Here is a 14,202-nt window from a genome sequence, read left to right as displayed (position 1 = left end):
GCGAGATGAAACTGCTCCCGATGATTGGCCATCGCCTGAGTATTGGCGCCTATCTGCTGTTTGCCCTGTTTCCGCTCTATTGGATCATTAAGATCTCAGTGACGCCGGATCAACTGCTGTTCAGTCAGGGCGTCACGCTGTTGCCGGGCGGCTTCACCCTGGGTCACTTCCAAAAAGTGCTCACTGACAGTGACTTCCCCACCTTTTTTAGCAATAGCCTGATTGTTTCATTCAGCACTGCATTCCTGACCACGCTGATTGCCACCGGTGCCGGCTATGCGTTTTCGCGCTTCCACTTTCGCGGCAAAATGGTGATGGCGGCGCTGCTGCTGTTTACGCAGATGTTCCCGCTGGTGATGATCATCGCCCCGATTTACCGCGTCATGGCCTCGCTCGGCCTGACCAACAGTCTGCTGGGCCTGATTCTGATCTACACCGCCTTTAACGTCCCGTTCGCCACCTTTTTGATGCAGTCATTCTTTGATGCCATTCCCAAAGATCTGGAAGAGTCTGCGATGCTGGAGGGCTGCACACGTTTCCAGGCGCTGTATCGGGTGCTGGTTCCGCTGACCTTGCCAGGTATGGCGGCCACGCTCGGCTTCGTGTTTACCGCCGCGTGGAGCGAACTGCTGTTCTCGCTAATGCTGATCAACAAAAACGAAGTAATGACCTTCCCGGTAGGGTTACTCAGCTTCGTCTCCAAATTTGCCGTTTCATGGGGTGAAATGATGGCAGCCGCCGTAATGGCGCTGATTCCTGCCTGTCTGTTCTTCGCCTTTATTCAACGATATCTGGTTCAGGGTCTGACCGCTGGCGCGGTTAAGGGGTAAACATGGCAGAAATTACACTGGCGCAGATCGACAAACGCTACGGCAATGTTGAAGTACTGCGCGATATCAACCTCACCATTCACGACGGAGAATTCGTGGTGTTGGTCGGGCCTTCCGGCTGTGGCAAATCCACCTTACTGCGCACCATTGCGGGTCTGGAACTGGCGAGCAGCGGCGATATCCGCATCGGCAAGCGGCTGATGAATGATGTCGCCCCCAAGGATCGTGATATCTCAATGGTGTTTCAAAGTTATGCGCTTTATCCGCATCTGACCGTGGCACGCAACATGGGCTTTAGCCTCGAAATCCAGAAACGTCCGCGTGCAGAGATTGAAGAGAAGGTGAAGCGTGCGGCGGATATCCTTAATCTTTCACACCTGCTGGATCGTCGCCCCAAAGAACTCTCCGGCGGCCAGCGCCAGCGCGTGGCGATGGGACGCGCAATCGTGCGTCAGCCGCAGGTCTTTCTGTTTGATGAACCGCTCTCCAACCTGGATGCACAACTGCGCGGCAAGATGCGCGTCGAGATCAAACGTCTGCACCAGCAGATGAACAACACCATCGTGTATGTCACGCACGATCAGGTTGAGGCGATGACGCTGGCCGACCGCATTGTGGTGCTGAACCACGGGGTCATCCAACAAGTCGGCACCCCACTGGAGCTGTATGACACGCCAGCCAACAAGTTTGTCGCCAGCTTTATCGGATCACCGTCGATGAACTTTATTAACGGCGTTGTCACCCCGAATGGCGTGCGCATCGGCGACAGCGCGCTACTACCGGCAAACCCGGCATGGGCCAGCCAGCCGGAAGGGCGTGAAGTCATTTATGGCATCAGACCTGAAAACATTGCGCTGGCCTCAGCAGACGCTGCACATGCGCTGCCGCTGGAAGTTTCCCTTGTCGAACCCACCGGTTTATCCGAACTGATCCATGGCAGCTTATTGGGTCATGATGTGATGCTGTTTACCACCCAGCGATCCGGTGCCGCAGCGGGCGATATCATCTCAGTGGAAGTGGATTATGCGCGTGCGATGCTGTTCGATGCCGCATCACAAAAGCGTTTGTAACCCCGCCGCCGTGTTGCTTTGACTGCAACGCGGCGTTGCCGGGATACGTTTACCCGGCACTGCGCACGAGTGGTAGCCTTGAGGCGAAAACATTCGCGATTGAAACAGGGTTAAGGAGCGTTATGAGCATTATCAATCCCGCTGGTTTAAAGGCGCGTAGCTATTACAATCACGTCAAAATTCGTCCCGGTACGCCGGTATTCCCGACCGGGCAAGTCGCGTGGGATGAAGAAGGAAACGTGGTCGGCATTGGAGATATGCAGCAGCAGGTCGAGCAAGTGTATGCCAATATCGATCGTTTGCTGGAGGGGTTAGGAGCACAGCGCGACTGGATTGTGCGGACCACCACTTATGTCACCGACCTGGCGCTGGTGCCGCACATTCATCCGATTCGCCAGCGCTTCTTTGAGGGGCTTGAGTTACCTGCCAGTACACTCTTTCAGATCTCTGCGCTCGCCGAGCCGGAATTGCTGTTGGAAATTGATGTGGTGATTATGCTGCCGTGAGAATAACGGGAGGCGATTGCCCTCCCGTTCATTGGGTTACAGTGCAGAGAGTTGATGAAATGCACGGTCGTGATACACCATCGGTTGCGCATCACTGTTGGGATGCACCACGTTGGTCACCTCGCCCAGAAAGATCGCATGCGTATGCCAGTCAACGGTATTGACCAATTTACAGCTAAACGCCACCAGCGCGTCGGCTGCAATCGGTGAACCCAGATCATCCTGCAGCCATTCACCGGTCGCAAACCGTTCAGCGCGGCGTGCTGCATTACTGAAGATATCCACCAAACCCAGCGCGTCAGCTGATAATACGTTGACGCAGAAATGGCCGCTACGCTGGATCAATTCAAACATCGAGGCATTCCGATTGACGCACACCAACAGTGTTGGCGGCTCAGCACTGACCGACGTTACCGCAGAGGCGATCATCCCGCCCGGTTGTTGTAAATCAGCGCTGGTGATCAGGCTAACGCCCGCCGCCAACTGGCGCATACCGCCGCGATACGCATCGGCGATACTCGGCATCAGAAGTGAATCAGTCATTGAGAACCTGCTTTAACTTGACCGACGACGCGGCCTTCAATCGGATGATGAGGATCGACCGGACCGAGGCTGCTGCCTTTGCCCGGTGACACCAGACGGTCGCAGAACATTTCATCTTCCGCGGACCAAGGACAATCCAGCGCTGCAACACCTTCGCGCCACTGTTCAAAAGTGCGCGGGCCCACCAGCGTGCTGGTCACTAATTGATTGCGCATCACCCACTGTTGCGCAAAATGCGCGGGTTGGCGGCCGGTGCGTTCGGCATAGGTGGCTAATTCACCGGCCACCTGCAGCGATTCCGGACGCCATTCAGCTTCCAGCATGCGCGGATCGGCGCGCCCGGCGCGGCTGGTACTGTCCGGGGCTTCACCAACCCGGTATTTTCCGGTCAGAATGCCGCGTGCCAGCGGGCTGTAACACACGGTTCCGACGCCAAAATAGGCGGCGGAAGGCAGAATCTCCACTTCGGCTTCACGGTTGGCGAGGTTATACAGCGGCTGAGTGGCAACGGGCCCGGCAATCCCGGCTTCACGTGCCAGACGTACGGTTTCAGCCAGGCGCCAGGCTTTGAAATTCGACACGGCAAAGTAACCGATCTTCCCTTCACGGATCAGATCGGCAAATGCCAGCACCATCTCTTCCAGCGGCGCGGCTAAATCTGCTTTGTGCATGTAAAGCACGTCAATGTAATCGGTGCCAAGACGCGTCAGAGAACCGTGCACCGCCTCACGAATCCATTTGCGCGACATGCCCTGCTGATTCGGGCCATCGCCCATCGGGTTGCCCACTTTGGTGGCCAGTACCCAACGATGGCGATCGGCAGCGATGGCCCGGCCTACCACGCGTTCAGATTCGCCTTTGTTGTACATATCGGCGGTATCAATGAAGTTAACCCCGCTGGCGCTGGCATCAGCGATGATGCGCTGCGCTGTGGCTTCATCGGTGGCTCCACCAAACATCATGGAACCGAGGCAAATTTCGGACACTTTTAGCCCGCTGCGTCCGAGATAACGGTATTGCATGCAAACATCCTCAATAGTGAGTGGTGTTCAGTGTGGTGCGGCCCTGGAGCCGCCCATTTACGCGGGAATGACTGCCGTGGTGGCGATCTCAATCAGAAACTCCGGTCGCACCATCTCCAGTTTGACGCAGAAACGTGCGGGTAACATCGCCGGGAAATAGCTGACGTAGATTTCATTGAACTTGTGGTAATCGTCCAGATTGCGCAGGAAGATCTGGTTCATCACCACGTGATCCATACTGCTGCCCGCCGATTCCAGCACCACTTTGATGCTGTCGAGCACGCGTCTCGTTTGTACTTCGATATCGCCCACGCCCACCAGGCCGCCATCGATCGGATCGGTAGACAGCATGCCCGCCACATACACGTGATTGCCTGCTTTAATACCCCAGTTCAGGTGGTTAAGACCCGTAGCGGTTTTGCCGATAATCCAGCCTTCTGGATTGATTGCCTGATTCATCTGTTACTCCTGTTAATTGAAAATGAATTAGCGCCCGTTGCCGCGCAGGAAAGGACGCCCTAAATCAGCCGGTGCCGCGCCAGCTTTGCCCATCATGATCCAGGCGATGAGCGCCACGGCAAACGGCATCGCCATCAGCAGCGAGGGCGCAATGTTGACGCCTAAATATTGCCCCTGGAACTGCAGGGCTTCGAGCAGGCCCAACACAATTGCCACCACCAGCACGCGCAGCGGCATCCAGCGAGCAAAGATGGTAATGGCGATGGCCAGATAGCCCCGCCCGGCAGTCATGTTGTCAACGAAGGTGCCACCGGATGCGACGATGCACAGATAGGCGCCGCCCAGTCCCGCCATCACCCCGGTAAACAAAGTGGCGCTGAAACGAATGCGTAATACCGAGTGTCCGGCCGCATCGGCGGCCAGCGCATTTTCCCCGACGGCACGCAGCAGCAAGCCAGCACGGCTGAAACGCAACACGCCCCACAGCACCAGCGCCACCAGTACCGCGAAATAAAACACCGGGCTTTGGGAAAACAGCGCGCGTCCCACCACCGGAAGATCGGACAATCCCGGCAGTTTCAGCATCGATACCACACGCATCGAACCTGCAGGCGGTGCACCACTGAGCCATAGCTGACGCATCAAAGAGGTGGCACCAATCGCAAACAGGTTCAAGCCAATGCCCATGACGATTTGGTTAGCTCGCGCGATCACTGTGCCCAATGCCAGCAGCAGGGCTGCCACGCATCCGCCGAGCATGCCCACGCCCAGCGCCAGCACGGGAGATCCGCTCCACATCAGCCCCAGCGCGGAACTCGCCGCGCCAAACAGCATTAATCCTTCCAGCCCGATGGTGAACACACCGGCGCGCTCAGAGAGGGTTTCCCCTAACGCCGCCAGCAGCACCGGCACACACAGCCTCAAGCCCCCTGCCAGAAACAGCGCCAGGGTTACAGTGTTGAATTCCATACCGGCCTCCCTTTTACTAACATCACGCCACTTAATACCGCCAGAATCAGAATTGGCATGCCGCCCAGCACATCTGCCAGTGCGGCCGGAATCGAGAAAGTGCTTTGCAGCGCCAGTGCCGCACTGTTAATTGCACCGAAATAGAGAGAGACGATCACCGCCCCAAACGGTTGTAATCCGGCAAGAAATGACACCGCCAGCCCTTCGAAGCCCAGTCCGGAAGAGAAGCCGTCAATCAGGCGATACTGCACGCCGAGTACTTCAAACGTGCCCGCCAACCCACTCACCGCGCCTGAAATCGCCATGCTGGAGAGCACGGTTTTGGCGGCTGACTGTCCCTGCAATTTCACAAAACGCGGGCTCTGTCCGCTGGCCCGCAGCTTGAGACCAAACGCGGTATGGTTAAGCATCACCCACACCGCCAGCGCGATCAGCAGGGCGAGGAATACGCCGGCATGCAAACGCGCGCCCTCGATCAGTGGCTGAAATACGCCATCGGCGGGAATTTGCGCGGACATATTGAAGTTGGAACCCAGCGGACGCATCGGCCCCTGTACCAGATATTTCAGCGTGTAGATGGCGATGAAATTCATCATCAGCGTGACGATGATTTCATCCACGCCGCGCCACACTTTCAGCAGTGCCGGAATTGCGCCCCAAAGGGCTCCGCACAACGCACCACTCAAAATGGCCAGTGGCAGCAGCGCGGGTCCAACGTCACCGAAAGCCAGGAATGGCAGCATGGCGCCAATTGCGCCCATCTGCAGTTGCCCTTCACCGCCGAGGTTAAACATGCCTCCCCGAATCGCGATTAACGCCCCCCAGCGCCACCAGCAGGCGCGGTGTCATAAATACCAGCGTGTCGGACAGCGCGCGCACCGAACCAAACGCGCCGTCAAAGGCGGTGCTCATCGCCCCCTGCATCGGCACGCCCAGCGCGGTGATCAGCGCCAACCCCAAAATCAGCGATCCAACAAAAGCACTCAGCGTGACCCACAGCGATCGTGAAGCGCTCAGCTGCGCCAATGCCCGCCGCAATCCGGCACGGGTCTCGGTTAAGGCGCTTAATGATTCAGACATGGACTTCTCCTGCACCTTGTAAAGACAGACTACGGCCCGATGTCATCAGCGTGCCGATGCGTTCAATGTTCATCGCCTCACCCGTGACTTCGCCCGTTATTCGCCCGCCGTTCATCACCACAATGCGATCCGAAACGCGAATCAGCTCTTCGATATTGGAGGAGATAATCAGCACCGTGGTGCCGGCATCCGCAGCATCGGCCAGACGCATCAACACCGCTTCGGCGGCGGCCAAATCCAGACCGCGCGTGGGCTGATACACCACGATGATTGAGGCATCTTGTGCCATGGCGCGCGCCACGACGATTTTTTGCTGATTACCGCCCGAGAGCGAACGCGCCGGGCTGGCGTGTGAATGGGTACGAATATCGGACTGGTCGATCATCTCACTGGCGCGCTGCGCAATCGCTGCGTGATCGAGCAGCCCGAAACGGCGATATTGTCCCTGCATAATCTCGGGATAGAGCAGATTGTGTGACACCGGCAGATCGAGGGATAACCCTTCGTGATGGCGATCTTGTGGCACCAGCGCCAGCGTCACCTGTGCATCACTGCGTTTTATCTCGCCACTGTCCGGTACACGTTCACCGGCCAGCAGCGCAAACAGTTCGCTTTGACCATTGCCTTCCACGCCTGCCACGCCCACCACTTCACGCGCCGCCAGACTCAGATTAATGTCGTGCAAACCCGGCGAGCCGCTGCCGGCCCGCACATTGACGCTCTGCATTTTCAGCTGTTCTGCACCCCCGCTGCGCAACGTGCCCAAGCGCGTACCGCTGCTGACGGTGCGTCCTACAATCTTCTCAACCAGCTGTTCTGCGCTGCAGGCCGCTGTCAGTCCGCTGCCGTTGGTTTTGCCCCGACGTAGCACGGTATAGCGATCGGCGTGCGCCAGCACTTCATCGACGTTATGCGTCACCACCGCCACCGCCGTGCCTTTATCGCTGATGCGACGCAGCGTGGCGTACAGAGCACTGATTTCTGCAGGCGTCAGAATGGTGGAGGCTCATCCAGCAGCAACACCCGCGTGTCATTCACCAGCGCCTTGAGGATTTCCACGCGTTGCTGCAACGCCAGAGGTAAATGGCCGACAATCGCATTGGGATCGAGATCCACGCCATAACGCTGCATAAAAGCGCGAATCTCTGCGTGACGCCGTAACGTTTTTCGCTGTGAGCCCCGCGCCACCAACGCCAGGTTCTCAGCGACGCTAAACGGCGCAACCAGCTTGAAGTGCTGGTGCACCATGCCAATACCGTTGGCGATGGCGTCAGCCGGCCGCCGATGAATCACCTGCCGACCACCCATCAGTACCCCGCCTGCGCTGGGTTCGTGCACGCCATACAGAATGTTCATCAGCGTGGATTTGCCCGCTCCGTTCTCACCCAGCAGCGCGTGAATCTCACCAGGAAAAAGCGACAGTGACACGTTCTCTAGCGCCACAAAGCCATTGGGATAGCGCTTCGAAACGTGATCGAGTTCGATAAGCGGGCTGCTCATGTGTTACTCCTCAATCTTCACTTTGCCGGACTTCAGGTCGGCGATAACCTTGAACACTTTGTCCTGCACCGATTTGTCGACGTGCGCAAACGGCGTCGATAACGTCCAGCCATTGGTGGAGAGATTCTCGGTGATGATGCGATTACCTAATTGGTGGTCGGCATAATGCTTGCCGATATCGGCGTAGGATTTATCAAAGTTCATCACCGTTGAGGTCATGATCGAGTTCGGGAAGGATTTGGATTGATCGGTGTAGGAACCGATGGTCAGCACGCCCTCTTCATCCGCCGCCTGCTGAATGCCTGCATCGGCGGTATCGGCAGAAGGGATGACAAAGTCTGCGCCGCGTGCGATCGCGCCAGTGGCGATCTCTTTGGCGCGCGCCACGTCGGTAAACGAGCCGACATAAGCAGAATCCACCTGCACTTTCGCGTTCACGTAGGCGGCACCTTTCTTGATGAACTGCACCGTGCGTTCAGCAGACGGAATCGGTTCACCGCTGATTACCGCGATGTGCCCGTTTTTGCTGGCGCTGGCCGCTAACACACCGAGCACAAAGCCGTACTCGTCCCAATCTACTGACCACGCCGAGTAGTTGGGCAAGTTGGAGGTGGAACCTTCGTAGGAGTACAACACGAACTGGGTGTTCGGGAACGAGGGCGCGACCTCTTTAATCGCCGCCGAATAGCCGGAAGAGTGCGCGATAATTAACTTCACGCCATCGGAGGCCAATTGGCGTAATACCGAAGGTGCCGCTTCATAAGTGGTGTGCTCAAGATAGCTGGGCGCAAAGCCCTGTTTATCCGCCATGGATTTAAACGCGGCATAGCCCGCCATATCCCAGGAACCTTGCGTCACCGTTTGCGTAAACAGACCTGCCACGCGTGGTTTGCTCTCATCCGCCTGAATCGCACTGCTCGCCAATACCGCAGCCACAGCAACAGCCACCATCATCTTTATTCTCATCGTTTGACTCCCGGTAAAGTGATTTAAGTTTTGGCAGGGGAATTCCCCTACGATGCAGTAATGGATTTTTGATAGGCGCGGGCATGGGTATTCACGCCGTGATGCTCCAGCACTTCCAGCACGTCAGTACCGACAATGCGCAGGTCATCGATAAAGTCCGGCACGATCACCGTCACGCCATCCAGCTGTGCGCCCTTCACAATCGCCGCCAGCTTGTTGCCGATGGTTTCCGCTGAACCCACCAGCGCGGCACGCGTCATGGAATTACGTTGTTCCCCCTGTGAAACAAAGCGCTGCGCCATGGTGTTCTGTTTAAAGCTCTTGTCACCGGAGTACTCGCGCGTCTGGTTGTCCAGCGCGATGGTGTCAACACCGGCGTCATACAGCGCCACGCGTTCATGTGCTTCTGCATCGGTCGCGCCTGGCACGATGGTGAATAAGCCGTAGGTTTTGAAATCCGGCTTGCCCTGCTGCATCGCCAGTTCTTTGGCACGCAGCCCGGTTTTGATGAAATCATCATGATCGGAACCGAGCATGAAACTGCCGGTGCAGTGCTCCATGGTGAACAGGAAACCGCGATCCGAAGCGCCCGCGCAGATAATCGGTGGCGGCGAAACCGGTTTAGGATTCGACATGCAGTCAGTCAGTTGATAATGCTTGCCCTGATGATCGACACGATCCTCAGTCCACAAGCGCTTCAGCACCGTCAGCCACTCTGCCGCCAGTTCATAACGCTCGGCGTGGTCGAGGTCCATCCACAAGCCCATCTGTCCCTGATCGGTTGGGTTCGAACCGACACGATGTTGAGGCCAAAACGTCCTTTGGAGATTTGATCCAACACGGCAGTCATTTTTGCCACCACCGCAGGATGAAACACCATGGTGTGCACCGTGCCCCAAACACCAATCCGACTGGTGGCTTCAGCCAGGCCCGCCATGGTGGTTAAACTTTCCAGCGTGACGTCCCAATGTTGCGAAGGACCGCCGTAGCCGCGCCATTTCGCCATCGACAGCGCGAAATCAAAGCCCAGCTGCTCCGCAAGAATCGTCACTTGTTTGTTGTAGTCGTAAGTTGCCGGCAGCTGCGGGCTGGTGGTCGAGGTGATCCAGCCGCCGTTACCCACCGGCAGAAACACGCCGAACTCCACATTGCGTTGATCAAATTGGCTCATGTGACACTCCTTCATTCATTACGCTGACGCGTGAATGCCCGCGATAAACTCGAGCGTAATTTGGTTGAATAATGATGTTTCGCTTTCGGAGAAACTGTGGCCACCCTGCGGCACAATTTTCAGTTCCGCGCCTGGGATGTGTTGCGCCAGAAAGCGCGACTGATAGGGCGGCGTGAGAATGTCATCCTGCGCACACAGCACTAACGTTGGTGTTTGAATGGCGGCCAGTTGCGCGGTGGCGTCATGCGCCATGATCGCGTCGATACGGCTGAGCACCACATCGCGTGCGGGAAAACGGGTTGCAGAGGCCAGCAATCCTGGCGACAGGGTTTCCGCATGGTTCTGGATATGCTCAGGTGGATAGAGGAACAGCGCGCTACCGTGCACATACTCTTCCATGGTGCTGCCGAGCAGCAGCGCACGGCGCATGCGGAAGCACCAGTTAAAATGGCTATCCGATTTTGCCCAGCTGGCATATTGCACCATGCCGGAGAGCAAGCCAGGCTGACGCGCGGCCAGCAGTTGGCCAATCGCGCCCCCGGTTGAATGACCAATCAATGCCGGTCGATCCAGCTTCAGCGCAGCAATCAGCGCCAGTAAATCTTCGACCAGCGTATCGATGCTATAAGGCCCTGCTGGATGGTCCGAGCTGCCTGCACCGCGTTGATCGTAAGTCACCACGGTATAGTGCTGTGCAAAGGCTTTGAGCTGCGGCTGCCAGTACGCGGCGGTGCCGCCAAGTCCTGACACAAAAATAAGCGCCGGACCTGTTCCCTCGATTTCATAATGCGTTCGAATTCCGTTAGTCATAATGTCCGGCATGGTTTTCCCCTGGTTGGCGTCAAGCATTCACTTCTGGTGTGTAAACTCTGCGATGGGAAATAAATACCACGCAATTTCGGACTATCAGTAATATCGAATGCAGCACGCCGTGTTGCCGTTTTTAGAACACCCAAAACCAACGCATTAACCCGGTCAATTCCCTCGTTTTTTAATTTATGGATAAGGGAAGATTATGACGAAAACGACGAGAGTAATGCGTGAATTCATGATTAATTGAATTCCCGGCACACATGTTTGAGGAATTGATGAGCCGCAAAAGAGAGTGTGCGGTCGCGATGGACACATATTTCAATGTTGGCGGATTCCATCGCTTCATTATCAATCGGAATCGCACGCAGCATATTCTGTTCGATTTCGCGGGCAGCGATTTGCTTCGGTCCGATGGTTAGCGTTCGCCCGGCAATCGCCATGGCTTTGGTGAGTTCCAGGTTGTTGGTGTTAACGATCGATTGCGGATGAAGATGCAGGCTGCGCGTGACTTTATCGAAGGTTTGTCGCATGCCAAAACTGGAGACCGGCAGCGCAATCGGATAGAAACAAATATCTTCCAGACTTAAAGATTGATGTTGTGCCAGCGGATGATTCGGTGAAACCAGGCACTGAATTGGTGCAGCGCAGCGTTTAATCACTTCTATTCCAGGGCGGTCCCCCATGTTAAACACAATGCCAATGTCGATTTCATCCCGAATTATCGCTTCAATAGTGCGATCGGATGATTCACTGTTAATCGAAAACTGTATCGCCGGGTAATTTTCATTAAAGTCCGTCATGATGCGCGGCAAAATCGCCTGCACCACCGCTTCAATCACCCATATTTTGACTTCCCCTTCACGCAAGCCTTTTAAATTCTTTATCGACTCATGAATACGGTCGAGATCGCGACACATCTTACGCGTGAAACCTTCTAGCAATGTCCCCGCAGGGTTAACCGAATCCCTGTATTGGTGCGTTCCAGCAACATCACACCGAGCGTGTGCTCCAGCAATGCAATCTGCCGACTGATAGCGGATGGCGCCACATGCAAGCGGTCCGCGGCGCGGCGTATCGATCCCGTCGCAGCGACTTCATTGAAATATTTATAGGTGTTGAGGTTCACAGGCATCTCCAGCAAATCGCGGCGTTGATCGCTGGTTGGGATGCAAGAGTTATTCCATTCGCGCCAGTGTGACCGAGCAACTCGGACGCGGCAAACACAAAACAAGGTTGACATGGAATTTACAAATCGAAATAATCTGAATACATCATGTATACATGAAATATACATAGAAACATAAAGGGTACATTTTTAAGCAATGCTTTAGGTCGTTACCTGAACCGTTTTTCAGGCATCACGGGCAATTTTTAGAACATCTTATCTGTATCAAGGAGTCTTTTTTACATGGGTATTTCCAGAAGGAAATTGTTGGTGGGCACAGGAATCGGTGCCGGAGTCATTGCCGCGGGCGGTGGCGCAACGCTGTTAACAGACAATCTGCCGAACGATCCTGAATCGTTACTGCGTATTGATGCGCTGCCTTCAGATGATCCGACTCCCGGCTGGTTCCACACCAGCCAGAAGCGTATTCCTAAACCTGCGCTGGTCGGTGATGCCAAAGCGCCATGGGTGGTGATCGGCGGCGGTTTTGCTGGCCTGGCAGCCGCGCGTCGTCTGGCGCTGAACTTCCCTAACGATCAGGTGATTTTGGTTGAAGCTCAGCAGGTTGGATTTGGTACGTCTGGACGCAATGCGGGCTTCCTGATCGACGTGCCACACGACATCAGCGCACCGGATTATATCGGCGATAAAACCGTTGCCCGCAATATCCTCAATCTCAACCAGACCGGCCAGCGCATCCTCAAAGATTTGGTCGAAGAGCACAATATTACCGACGCGCATATGCGCCACTCCGGAAAATATCAGGCAGCGGTTGAAGACAGCGGCATGGCGGTGCTGGATGCCTATCGCGGCGGTCTTGAAGCCCTTGGCGAGAAGTGCAAAATCATTGAAGGCAGCGCGCTGGAAGATATTTTCGGCACCAGCTTCTATCGCAAAGCGCTGTATACGCCAGGTACGATTTTGGTTCAGCCTTCTGGCTTAGTGAAAGGTCTGGCCGATACGCTGCCGGAAAACGTTACGTTGTATGAAGATACCGCCATCACCGCGATTGAGTATGAACCGCAGATTGTGTTGCACCATGCCACCGGCCGTATTACTGCCGAAAAGCTGATTCTGGGTAACAACGCCTTTGGTACGCATTTTGGCTTTGGCCCACGCACCATTTTCCCAATCTTCACTTACGGCAGCCTGACCCGTCCGCTGACCCAATCCGAGCAGGCCAGCATCGGTGGCGAAGATTTCTGGGGCATCATTCCAGCAGATCCGTTTGGCACCACTTCGCGTCGTACGCACGACAACCGCATCCTGATCCGTAACAGCTTCAGCTTCAACGAAGATGGACGCCACAAGCCGGGATACACCGAGAAGTATCGCCTAACCCATCGCCAATCCTTTGAGCGTCGTTATCCAACCCTGAAGGATGTGCCTTTCGAACATACCTGGGGCGGTGGTTTAGGCATGACGCGCAACGGTTCCAGCCTGTTCGGCGAACTGCGCAAGAATGTGTATGGCGCACTGGGCTGTAATGGTCTCGGCACCGTACGTTGTACCGCCATGGGCACTATGCTGGCCGACTGGCTGGCAGGTAAAAGCAACGATACCATTGATTATCTGCTGTCACTGCCGAAGCCAGAGTGGAATCCGCCAGATCCGTTCCTGACCATGGGCGTAAACTTCACGCTGCGCCGTGGCATGCATAATGCGGGGTTAGAGGCGTAATACATCAATTATACAGGCGACCTCTGCGCCGCCTGTTTGAATGAATCAATCCCAGCCAGCACATTGCTATCATTTAAAACGATGATCCTGTCTGCAGTCGCAACGGTGCTTTCTCGGTGCGACATAATGACGCGCGTGATGGCGTCAAGTATAAAAACTCCACTAACTCTCTGGCTTCGCAGGACTGGCGTATAAAACAGACAATGCGGGCTGCGGGTAATAGGTGGGGATGCCTGCCATAAAAGATTGAAGTACCCTTTACCAAGTCAGTTTCTGATAATAAATGAGCGAGATGTTTTAAAAGGGGGCGAGTTAAAGGTGCAGCGGATTACACCCATGTTGTTAACAGCGACCTGGTTGAGGCCGCTGTTAGGGACCTTTCGGCGATAGCAATAATAGATAAATGTGAACTGAATCGATTAATCTAA

The 14,202-nt window shown here is 55.6% G+C and carries 16 protein-coding genes and 1 pseudogene; 4 read left to right on the top strand and 13 right to left on the bottom strand.

Features of this window, described 5'->3' with window-relative positions:
- Positions 1-5 precede the first annotated feature (5 nt).
- The 3 genes from HA45_RS04975 (at position 6) to HA45_RS04965 (ending at position 2,406) form a co-directional block, all read left to right on the top strand.
- Positions 6-830 carry a carbohydrate ABC transporter permease gene (locus tag HA45_RS04975; protein WP_100703980.1) on the top strand — a complete coding sequence of 275 codons (825 nt, stop codon included), beginning with the start codon at positions 6-8 and terminating at the stop codon, positions 828-830.
- A gap of 2 nt (positions 831-832) precedes the next feature.
- Complete coding sequence (locus tag HA45_RS04970) at positions 833-1,900, top strand: ABC transporter ATP-binding protein (protein ID WP_100703981.1); 1,068 nt, start codon at positions 833-835, stop codon at positions 1,898-1,900.
- A gap of 122 nt (positions 1,901-2,022) precedes the next feature.
- Positions 2,023-2,406, top strand: a complete 384-nt coding sequence (locus HA45_RS04965) for a RidA family protein (RefSeq protein ID WP_100703982.1) — start codon at positions 2,023-2,025, stop codon at positions 2,404-2,406.
- A 36-nt stretch (positions 2,407-2,442) separates the two neighbouring features.
- On the opposite strand, the gene HA45_RS04960 is transcribed toward HA45_RS04965, so the two are convergent.
- From HA45_RS04960 to HA45_RS27895, 13 genes and pseudogenes are all read right to left on the bottom strand, one after another.
- A complete protein-coding gene (locus HA45_RS04960) occupies positions 2,443-2,949 on the bottom strand; it encodes a flavin reductase family protein (protein WP_100703983.1) in 507 nt (168 codons plus the stop codon).
- A complete protein-coding gene (locus HA45_RS04955) occupies positions 2,946-3,971 on the bottom strand; it encodes an aldo/keto reductase (protein WP_100703984.1) in 1,026 nt (341 codons plus the stop codon). The genes HA45_RS04960 and HA45_RS04955 overlap by 4 nt, the downstream gene beginning before the upstream one ends.
- A gap of 57 nt (positions 3,972-4,028) precedes the next feature.
- Positions 4,029-4,430, bottom strand: coding sequence for a Rid family hydrolase (locus HA45_RS04950; RefSeq protein WP_100703985.1), 402 nt, complete (start codon positions 4,428-4,430; stop codon positions 4,029-4,031).
- Between the two features lie 27 nt (positions 4,431-4,457).
- Positions 4,458-5,399, bottom strand: a complete 942-nt coding sequence (locus HA45_RS04945) for an ABC transporter permease (RefSeq protein WP_100703986.1) — start codon at positions 5,397-5,399, stop codon at positions 4,458-4,460.
- A complete protein-coding gene (locus tag HA45_RS04940; RefSeq protein WP_244563377.1) occupies positions 5,381-6,193 on the bottom strand; it encodes an ABC transporter permease in 813 nt (270 codons plus the stop codon). Before HA45_RS04940 ends, HA45_RS04945 begins: the two co-directional genes overlap by 19 nt.
- Positions 6,186-6,479 (bottom strand): ABC transporter permease family protein, encoded by a 294-nt coding sequence (locus HA45_RS29280; protein ID WP_244563376.1) that lies wholly within the window; start codon positions 6,477-6,479, stop codon positions 6,186-6,188. Before HA45_RS29280 ends, HA45_RS04940 begins: the two co-directional genes overlap by 8 nt.
- Positions 6,472-7,407 (bottom strand): ATP-binding cassette domain-containing protein, encoded by a 936-nt coding sequence (locus tag HA45_RS27905; protein ID WP_244563375.1) that lies wholly within the window; start codon positions 7,405-7,407, stop codon positions 6,472-6,474. Before HA45_RS27905 ends, HA45_RS29280 begins: the two co-directional genes overlap by 8 nt.
- Positions 7,408-7,469: 62 nt before the next feature.
- Positions 7,470-7,979 (bottom strand): ATP-binding cassette domain-containing protein, encoded by a 510-nt coding sequence (locus tag HA45_RS27900; protein WP_244563374.1) that lies wholly within the window; start codon positions 7,977-7,979, stop codon positions 7,470-7,472.
- Between the two features lie 3 nt (positions 7,980-7,982).
- Entirely contained in the window at positions 7,983-8,945 is a 963-nt protein-coding gene (locus tag HA45_RS04930; RefSeq protein WP_100703989.1) for a BMP family protein, read from the bottom strand.
- A gap of 47 nt (positions 8,946-8,992) precedes the next feature.
- Positions 8,993-10,116 (bottom strand): annotated as a pseudogene (locus tag HA45_RS04925) (LLM class flavin-dependent oxidoreductase).
- Between the two features lie 18 nt (positions 10,117-10,134).
- Positions 10,135-10,926 carry an alpha/beta fold hydrolase gene (locus HA45_RS04920; protein ID WP_280174501.1) on the bottom strand — a complete coding sequence of 264 codons (792 nt, stop codon included), beginning with the start codon at positions 10,924-10,926 and terminating at the stop codon, positions 10,135-10,137.
- A 242-nt stretch (positions 10,927-11,168) separates the two neighbouring features.
- Entirely contained in the window at positions 11,169-11,846 is a 678-nt protein-coding gene (locus HA45_RS04915; RefSeq protein WP_244563372.1) for a LysR substrate-binding domain-containing protein, read from the bottom strand.
- 17 nt (positions 11,847-11,863) lie between these two features.
- Positions 11,864-12,055 (bottom strand): helix-turn-helix domain-containing protein, encoded by a 192-nt coding sequence (locus tag HA45_RS27895; RefSeq protein WP_244563371.1) that lies wholly within the window; start codon positions 12,053-12,055, stop codon positions 11,864-11,866.
- 309 nt (positions 12,056-12,364) lie between these two features.
- On the opposite strand from HA45_RS27895, the gene HA45_RS04910 reads away from it, so the two are divergent.
- Entirely contained in the window at positions 12,365-13,774 is a 1,410-nt protein-coding gene (locus tag HA45_RS04910; protein WP_338064391.1) for an NAD(P)/FAD-dependent oxidoreductase, read from the top strand.
- Positions 13,775-14,202: the final 428 nt, after the last annotated feature.

It is taken from the genome of Pantoea rodasii, assembly GCF_002095465.1.
Taxonomy (GTDB): Bacteria; Pseudomonadota; Gammaproteobacteria; order Enterobacterales; family Enterobacteriaceae; genus Pantoea; species Pantoea rodasii.
This window is presented reverse-complemented; position numbering and strand designations above follow the sequence as displayed.

Coding starts and splice junctions, on each gene's coding strand:
- HA45_RS04965 (WP_100703982.1), top strand. CDS start 2,023: ATGAGCATTATCAATCCCGCTGGTTTAAAGGCGCGTAGCTATTACAAT.
- HA45_RS27900 (WP_244563374.1), bottom strand. CDS start 7,979: ATGAGCAGCCCGCTTATCGAACTCGATCACGTTTCGAAGCGCTATCCC.
- HA45_RS04975 (WP_100703980.1), top strand. CDS start 6: ATGAAACTGCTCCCGATGATTGGCCATCGCCTGAGTATTGGCGCCTAT.
- HA45_RS04960 (WP_100703983.1), bottom strand. CDS start 2,949: ATGACTGATTCACTTCTGATGCCGAGTATCGCCGATGCGTATCGCGGC.
- HA45_RS04915 (WP_244563372.1), bottom strand. CDS start 11,846: ATGTGTCGCGATCTCGACCGTATTCATGAGTCGATAAAGAATTTAAAA.
- HA45_RS04950 (WP_100703985.1), bottom strand. CDS start 4,430: ATGAATCAGGCAATCAATCCAGAAGGCTGGATTATCGGCAAAACCGCT.
- HA45_RS04945 (WP_100703986.1), bottom strand. CDS start 5,399: ATGGAATTCAACACTGTAACCCTGGCGCTGTTTCTGGCAGGGGGCTTG.
- HA45_RS04955 (WP_100703984.1), bottom strand. CDS start 3,971: ATGCAATACCGTTATCTCGGACGCAGCGGGCTAAAAGTGTCCGAAATT.
- HA45_RS04940 (WP_244563377.1), bottom strand. CDS start 6,193: ATGTTTAACCTCGGCGGTGAAGGGCAACTGCAGATGGGCGCAATTGGC.
- HA45_RS04920 (WP_280174501.1), bottom strand. CDS start 10,926: ATGACTAACGGAATTCGAACGCATTATGAAATCGAGGGAACAGGTCCG.
- HA45_RS04930 (WP_100703989.1), bottom strand. CDS start 8,945: ATGAGAATAAAGATGATGGTGGCTGTTGCTGTGGCTGCGGTATTGGCG.
- HA45_RS04970 (WP_100703981.1), top strand. CDS start 833: ATGGCAGAAATTACACTGGCGCAGATCGACAAACGCTACGGCAATGTT.
- HA45_RS29280 (WP_244563376.1), bottom strand. CDS start 6,479: ATGTCTGAATCATTAAGCGCCTTAACCGAGACCCGTGCCGGATTGCGG.